The organism is Spartobacteria bacterium UBA695 (assembly GCA_002298145.1).
Taxonomy (GTDB): domain Bacteria; phylum Verrucomicrobiota; class Verrucomicrobiia; order Chthoniobacterales; family Chthoniobacteraceae; genus UBA695.
Window position 1 is genome coordinate 40,760 of sequence record DBMP01000014.1, and the last position, 6,511, is coordinate 47,270.

General features: G+C 62.2%; 5 protein-coding genes and 1 tRNA gene. 3 read left to right on the forward strand and 3 right to left on the reverse strand.

Annotation, left to right across the window (positions count from 1 at the left end; translation table 11 throughout):
- Positions 1-527: 527 nt before the first annotated feature.
- The 3 genes from folD to B2828_RS09100 all read right to left on the reverse strand — a co-directional run bounded on the left by folD (position 528) and on the right by B2828_RS09100 (position 3,626).
- Positions 528-1,409 carry a bifunctional methylenetetrahydrofolate dehydrogenase/methenyltetrahydrofolate cyclohydrolase FolD gene (gene folD / locus B2828_RS09090; RefSeq protein ID WP_479633408.1) on the reverse strand — a complete coding sequence of 294 codons (882 nt, stop codon included), beginning with the start codon at positions 1,407-1,409 and terminating at the stop codon, positions 528-530.
- Between the two features lie 62 nt (positions 1,410-1,471).
- Positions 1,472-2,164: a response regulator gene (locus tag B2828_RS09095; protein WP_479633409.1), complete on the reverse strand. Its 693-nt coding sequence runs from the start codon at positions 2,162-2,164 to the stop codon at positions 1,472-1,474.
- Positions 2,157-3,626, reverse strand: a complete 1,470-nt coding sequence (locus B2828_RS09100; protein WP_479633410.1) for a hybrid sensor histidine kinase/response regulator — start codon at positions 3,624-3,626, stop codon at positions 2,157-2,159. Before B2828_RS09100 ends, B2828_RS09095 begins: the two co-directional genes overlap by 8 nt.
- A 194-nt stretch (positions 3,627-3,820) precedes the next feature.
- Here B2828_RS09100 and B2828_RS09105 point away from each other — a divergent pair.
- From B2828_RS09105 to B2828_RS09115, 3 genes are all read left to right on the forward strand, one after another.
- Positions 3,821-3,908, forward strand: a tRNA-Ser gene (locus B2828_RS09105).
- A 59-nt stretch (positions 3,909-3,967) separates the two neighbouring features.
- On the forward strand, positions 3,968-5,779 hold the full coding sequence (locus B2828_RS09110; protein ID WP_479633411.1) for a sensor histidine kinase: 1,812 nt from the start codon (positions 3,968-3,970) through the stop codon (positions 5,777-5,779).
- Positions 5,776-6,228 carry a response regulator gene (locus B2828_RS09115; RefSeq protein WP_479633412.1) on the forward strand — a complete coding sequence of 151 codons (453 nt, stop codon included), beginning with the start codon at positions 5,776-5,778 and terminating at the stop codon, positions 6,226-6,228. The genes B2828_RS09110 and B2828_RS09115 overlap by 4 nt, the downstream gene beginning before the upstream one ends.
- The last annotated feature ends 283 nt before the right edge of the window (positions 6,229-6,511 follow it).

A 6,511-nucleotide genomic window follows, 5' to 3' on the forward strand; every position in this document is an offset into this window, starting at 1 on the left:
AAGAGCTGGTTCCCGAAGGAAAAATTTCCGAGGGAAAAAACAACGACATCTTCCGATTTTTTGTACCCCGAAGCAGCGCTTCCGGGCGGCCTCCGCAAGGGGCATCGGCAAAGAAAAAGCCCCCCATTTGCATTGCCTCAAACCCGTGCTATTTTGTTCTCAGGAAGACGCCGCTGGTTAACTAAGGGAGATCGAAAGAGATCCGATAGAAACCGGTTCCCAAAGGACAAAAGCCGGAGGGATGAATAACGACGCCTTCCTCTTTTTTTTGTACCCATGGCGCGGTGTCCCGGGCGGCATCAGCAAAGGGCATCGCCAAGGAAAAGCCCCCCATTTACCCCATTTGCATTGGCCCCAACCCGTGCTATTTTATTCTCAGGAAGACGCCGCTGGTTACTAAAGGAGTTCGCAAGAATCCGATAGGAACTGGCTCCCAAAGGACAAAAGCCGGAGGGAAGAAACAACGACGCCTTCCACTTTTTTTGTACTCAGGGAGGCTCATCTCGCGAGCCTCCCAGTCTCCCTCCCTATTCTTCCGTAATCTGGCGGCAAGCCTTGACGGTATTAGCCATGAGCATGGCGATCGTCATCGGGCCGACGCCGCCGGGGACTGGGGTGATGGCCGAACACTTCGGCGCCACCTCGTCAAAGGCCACGTCGCCCACGAGCCGGTAGCCCCGCTTGGCGGTGGGGTCATCCACGCGGTTGATGCCCACGTCGATGACCACGGCCCCTTCGCGCACGTGCTCGGCTTTGACAAAACCGGGGCGGCCAATAGCGGCAATGAGGATGTCGGCCTGGCGCGTAAGGGAGGCCAGGTCGCGGGAGCGGGAGTGGACCACGGTAACGGTGGCATCGCCGCCCTTGCCCTTGGCCATGAGAAGAAGCGCCATCGGTTTGCCGACAATCATGGAGCGGCCCAGGACCACGGCGTGTTTCCCGGCCGGGTCGATGCCGCTGGCCAGGAGCAGGCGCTGGCAGCCGAGCGGCGTGCAGGGGACAAAGCCCGAGGGATCGTCGAGCGCCAGCTTGGCAACGTTGACGGGATGGAAGCCGTCGACGTCCTTGCGCGGGTCGATGGCCTGGATGACGGCCGCCTCGTCGATGTGCTTCGGCGGCGGGGACTGGACGAGGATGCCGTGGATCGCCGGGTCGGCATTGAGCTTGAGGACCAGGGCGATCAACTCCTCCTGGGTGGTCTCGGCGGGCAGCTCGTGTTTGACGGAGTGGAGGCCCAGCTCGGTGGACATCTTTTCCTTGGAGCGGACGTAAGAGCGGGAGGCGGGATCATCCCCGACCAGGACGACGGCCAGACCGGGCGTCACCCCCTTGGCTTTGAGGGCTTCAACTGCGGCTCGCGTTTCGGCGTGGACTTGGGCAGCGATCTGTTTTCCGTCAATGAGTTGCATGGTGACGGGAGTTTATCAGCAACCGCGCAACTCAGGAAAAGACAATTTAGCCTAAAAAACGCCTACGCCTTGGCCGTTTTGGCTTCCCCGCCCCCTTGGAGCAGGCGGCGAGCCTCGGCAACGGCGGCGGTGCGGCTTTCGACGTTGAGCTTGGCGAAAACGTGCTCGATGTGCTTGGCCACGGTGCGCGGGGAGCTGACCAGGATGGTGGCGATGTCGCTGTTGGACTTGCCCTGGGCCACCCATGCCATGACTTCCGCCTCGCGGGGGGTCAAGCCCAGGGTTTGCAGGCGGTCCTGCGTGAGAGCGCCCGCGTCGGCTTTGTCCTGGACGGCTTCGAGCGCGCCGCTCAGTTCGTCGATCTTCTGGCGCGCCTCGGTCTGCATCTGGTGCTGGCTGACGGCCACGGCGATGGCGCTTTTAAGCTGCACGGCGCTGAAGGGCTTGACCAGAAAGGCTTTGATATCCAGCTCGCGGGTGCTTTCCAGCGCCTCGGAGTCGGTGCGGCCGGTGCTGATGATGAGGGGCAGCGAGCGCTTTTCCAGGATCTTATGAGCCGCCGCCACGCCGTTCATCCCGGGCAGGTCGATATCCATGATCACGAGATCCGGAGCGAGCGCCTCGGCCATCTGGACGGCTTGCAAGCCGTTGCGGGCGACCCCGGCGACCCGGTGCCCGAGCGATTTGAGGACCGTGACGAGGTACCGGGCGACGTCAAGATCGTCTTCAGTCAATAAAATGGAAAGGCTAGACATCGATAGATTTGCGAATGTGTTGGGCCAGGGTGGTTATGGCAAGCGGCTTGGGCAGAAAACTTTGGTACGGAGAAATGGGCGTCGCATAGCCTGACGTCAATATAACCGGAATCCCGGGCCATCGGCTCTGAACAGTCTCTACCAATTCTCCCCCCGTCATTAATGGCATGAAAAAATCCGAAATGACGAGCCGAATTTTCGTCTCTTTCTCAAGCCGCCGCACGGCTTCCTGTCCGTTGGAGGCTTGGTAAACCCGATATCCGAGCGTTTCGATGACCGCCGCGAGGGTTTTTCGCACGGCGGGATCGTCCTCCACGATGAGGATGGCCTCGCCCTGTCCGGGGGGGATTTTCCGGCTTTCCGGCGAAGGCGTCCGGGGGGGCGCAGCCACCAGCGGCAGGGTGACGGTGAACTCGCTCCCTTTGCCGGGCTTGCTTTTGCAGGTGATCCGGCCGCCCGCCCGCTCGACGATCTCGCGGCAGACGGCGAGGCCCAGGCCCTCGGCCCGCTGGCGCTGGCGGGTGGTGAAGCCGGGTTCGAAAATGCGTTTCAGACTGGCGGCGGCGATGCCCTCCCCGGTGTCGCTGACGGCCAGCGTGGCCTGCTTCCCCTGGATGTCGCAGGAGACCTCCAGGCGCCCGCTGCCAGACATCGCTTCGCAGGCGTTGGCGGCCAGGTTGAGGAGGAGCGTTTCGAGCTCCAGAATGTCGGCCCGGACCCATGCGGCGGCCGATTTTTCGCTCACCGTCACCTCGATCTCCTCCCGCGCAAGCCGCCGGAAGAGGGGCTTGAGGTCGCGCAGGACGGTCCCCAGGTTGACAGTGACGGGGTGCTCGGGCTTGGCGTGGGAAACGCGGTGGATCTGCGCGGTCAGCTCGCGGGCGCGGCCCACGGCGCCCATCATTTCGCCAAGGTACTCGGCGTTTTCGGAGCCCGGTTCGGCGTCGAGCTGGAGCAGCTCGGTGTAGCCCTGGAGGACGGCCAGGACGTTGTTAAAATCATGCGCGATGCCCCGGGCGCATTCGCCAAAGACGCTCTGCTTCTGCCGGTGGCGCAGCTGGGCGGCCATTTCCCGGCTCCGGGTGACGTCCTCGAGGGTGCCGGAGAAGCCGCCTCGGCCCCCGGGCACGCGGGTCTCGCGAAGCCATAGGGTGTGGCCGCCAGTGGCCAGGAAGCGGTATTCGAGGGTCTGCGGCTTGCCCTTCACGGCGGCGGCGTCCCACTGGGCCACCGCCACGACATCGTCGGGATGAACCAAGCGGAGCCATTCGGCGCGGCCCCCGCCGAGCGAAGCCGTCTCGCCCAGCAGCGGCTCAAAGGCCCCCTGGAGGGTCATCGGTCCGCGCGGTTCGCATCGGTAGAAGACCTGCCCCGCCGCTTTCCATACCGCTTCGAAGTCATTTCCCTCGGGCCGAAGGGCCTTGGGAGCAGGCTTTGAGGATGGGGAGTGGGGCGGTTTCATGGAAATTCCGCATGGGGGCGGCAACCGCTGGAAACTTGCACATTCCATGCCACTTGGGAAGGTTTCTTCTGGAATATCTTGCCTATTTTCTCCTTTGGGGCGGCATTCGCAGAGCGGGAAGCGGCGTGCTTCTTTAAAATTGAATTCCAAAACCGGCGAAACCACGCTAGAACCTGCGAGGTTGCGATGCATCCGGAGGGATGGCAGAGCGGTCGATTGCACCGGTCTTGAAAACCGGCATGCCGCAAGGCATCGTGGGTTCGAATCCCACTCCCTCCGCCAAAATTGCATCATCTTTTGATTCGACACGCCCGCCTTCCCAAGGAAGGAGCCCAAAGCCCGTGAACATCGCAGGCATTCCCACGTTATCCATCCGGATCAAGCTGCTGCTGGCCTTCGGGGCGGCCATCCTGGCTGTCGCGGTGATGGCCGGCCTCGGGCTGCAAAGCACGCGGGACTTTATCAACGCGGCCCAGGCGGTCTCCAAGACCCACCGCATCCTGGAGTCGCACGAGGCCCTGCTGCGCCACCTGATGGAGGCCGAGAGCGCCGCGCGCGGTTACCTGATCTCAAACGACGATGTGCTGCTCGGTTTTTTCGAACAAGCCGGGGCGGAGGCCATCGCCGAGGGCAAGGAGCTCTCGGTTTTAGTCCGGGATGAACCGGCCCAGTCCGCCCGCCTCAAGGCGATCATGAAGCGGATCAACCACAAGCTCGATTCGCTCCGCCAGCTGACCTGGGCCCGCCAGATGGAGGGGCCAAAGGCGACGGAGAACCGGTTTTCGGCGATGAACCAGGAGGGGGCCACGACGGAACTGCGCTCGATCATGGCGGCCTTCCAGCTCGCCGAAGAGCTGCGGCTCGAAGAACGCTCGACCCTTTCGCGGCAGATCGGCACCGAGACCAAGCGGCGCGTGCTCTTAAGCTCGTGCATCTCGCTGGTGCTGCTCATCGCGGCAGCGGCCCTCATCCTGCGCGACATCGAGGCCCGCCGCCGGGCGGAGGCCCAGCTCGCCCAGGAGCGCAATCTGCTGCGCAATTTGATCGACGCCATCCCGGACCATATTTACGTCAAGGACCTGGAGGGCCGCTTCATGCTCGACAACGTGGCCCACCGGAGCTTCCTGGGCGTGGATTCCTTTGAAAAGCTCGTGGGGCACACGGTCTTCGACTTCGCCCCGCGCGAGCTGGCCTCCATTTACCACGCCGACGATCAGTCGGTCTTCGAAACCGGCACCCCCATCCTTAACCGCGAGGAACCGGCGGTGGACCCGGAGGGGAAACTCGTCTGGCTGTTGACCAACAAGGTGCCCCTGCGCGACTTGAACGGCCAGTCCATCGGGCTCGTCTGCGTCGGCTCCGACATCAGCGAACGCAAGGCGAGCGAGGAAAAGCTGCGCATCTTTGCGGCCCAGCTGGAACGCAGCAACGCCGAGCTGCGCGACTTCGCCAGCGTGGCCTCGCACGATTTGCAGGAGCCGCTGCGGAAAATCCGCGCCTTCTCCGATCGCCTGCGCCTCAAGTGCGGCGACGTGCTTGAAGAACAAGGCCTCGACTACCTCGACCGGATGCAAAAGGCCGCGGGCCGGATGCAAACGCTGATCCAGGACTTGCTGACCCTCTCGCATGTCACCAGCCGGGCCCAGCCCTTTGTCACGGTGGACTTGAATGCCGTCATGGGCGAGGTGCTCTCCGACCTGGAAATCCCCATCGAGCAGACCCGCGCCCTCATCGAAGTCGCCAAGCTCCCGACCATCGACGCCGACCCAGTACAGATGCGCCAGCTTTTCCAGAACCTCCTCAGCAACGCCGTCAAATTCCACAAACCGGGCCAGCCGCCGGAGGTCATCGTCTCCGCCCGCATCCTCCCCGCGCAGGAGCATCAAATTGCCGGAGCCGGGCCGGGCGACGACCTTTGCCAGCTTGTCGTGGCCGACAACGGCATCGGCTTTGAGGAACAATACGTCGAGCAAGTCTTCACCCTCTTCCAGCGGCTCCACAGCCGCCAGGAATACGAAGGGACCGGCATTGGGCTCGCCGTGTGCCGAAAGATTGCAAGTCGGCACGGGGGGAGTATTGTGGCAAAGAGCGAAAAGGGTCAGGGAGCGACGTTTATCGTGCGGCTTCCGGTCAAACAAATCACCAAATCATGAGCAAATACGGAAAACCGATCACCATCCTGATGGCCGACGACGACGACGACGATCGCAGGCTGACCAAGGAAGCGCTGCTCGAAGGGCGCCTCGCCAATGACCTCCGCTTTGTCGAAAACGGAGAGGAATTGATGGACTACCTGCGCCATCAAGGCAAATTCGCCGGGCAGGAGACGCCGCGGCCGGGCTTGATCCTCCTGGACCTCAACATGCCGCGCAAGGATGGGCGGGCCGTGCTCAAAGAGATTAAAAGCGACCCGGAGCTGCGGACGATCCCCGTCGTGGTGCTCACGACCTCCCACGCCGAGGAGGATATCTACAAATCCTATGACCTGGGGGTGAACTCCTATATTGTAAAACCGGTGACTTTCGAGGCCCTGGTGGACATTCTCCAGACCCTGGAAAAGTACTGGTTTGAGATCGTCGAATTGCCACCGGACAAGAACTGATTTTCGGCTGACGCCGATCAACAGGCGCAAGGGAATTGAGTCCTTTGCGCCTTTTTTGTGTCCTGGGGGAAAACCTCGGTTCCGGCTTTACATCCAGCCCCGGAAGAAAGAAATTCGCCGAAGCTGGTGAGAACCAGCCGGGACTTAACAACCCCGCTATAAACGGCTGGCAATAGCCGAAAATCTACTGCCGTTTCCGGGCTATACTATATGACCGGGAGCAACTCTCCTAAGGCGCAAGTACAAAATCGGGGTATTTGAGGATGTGGTTAAGGAGAACGAT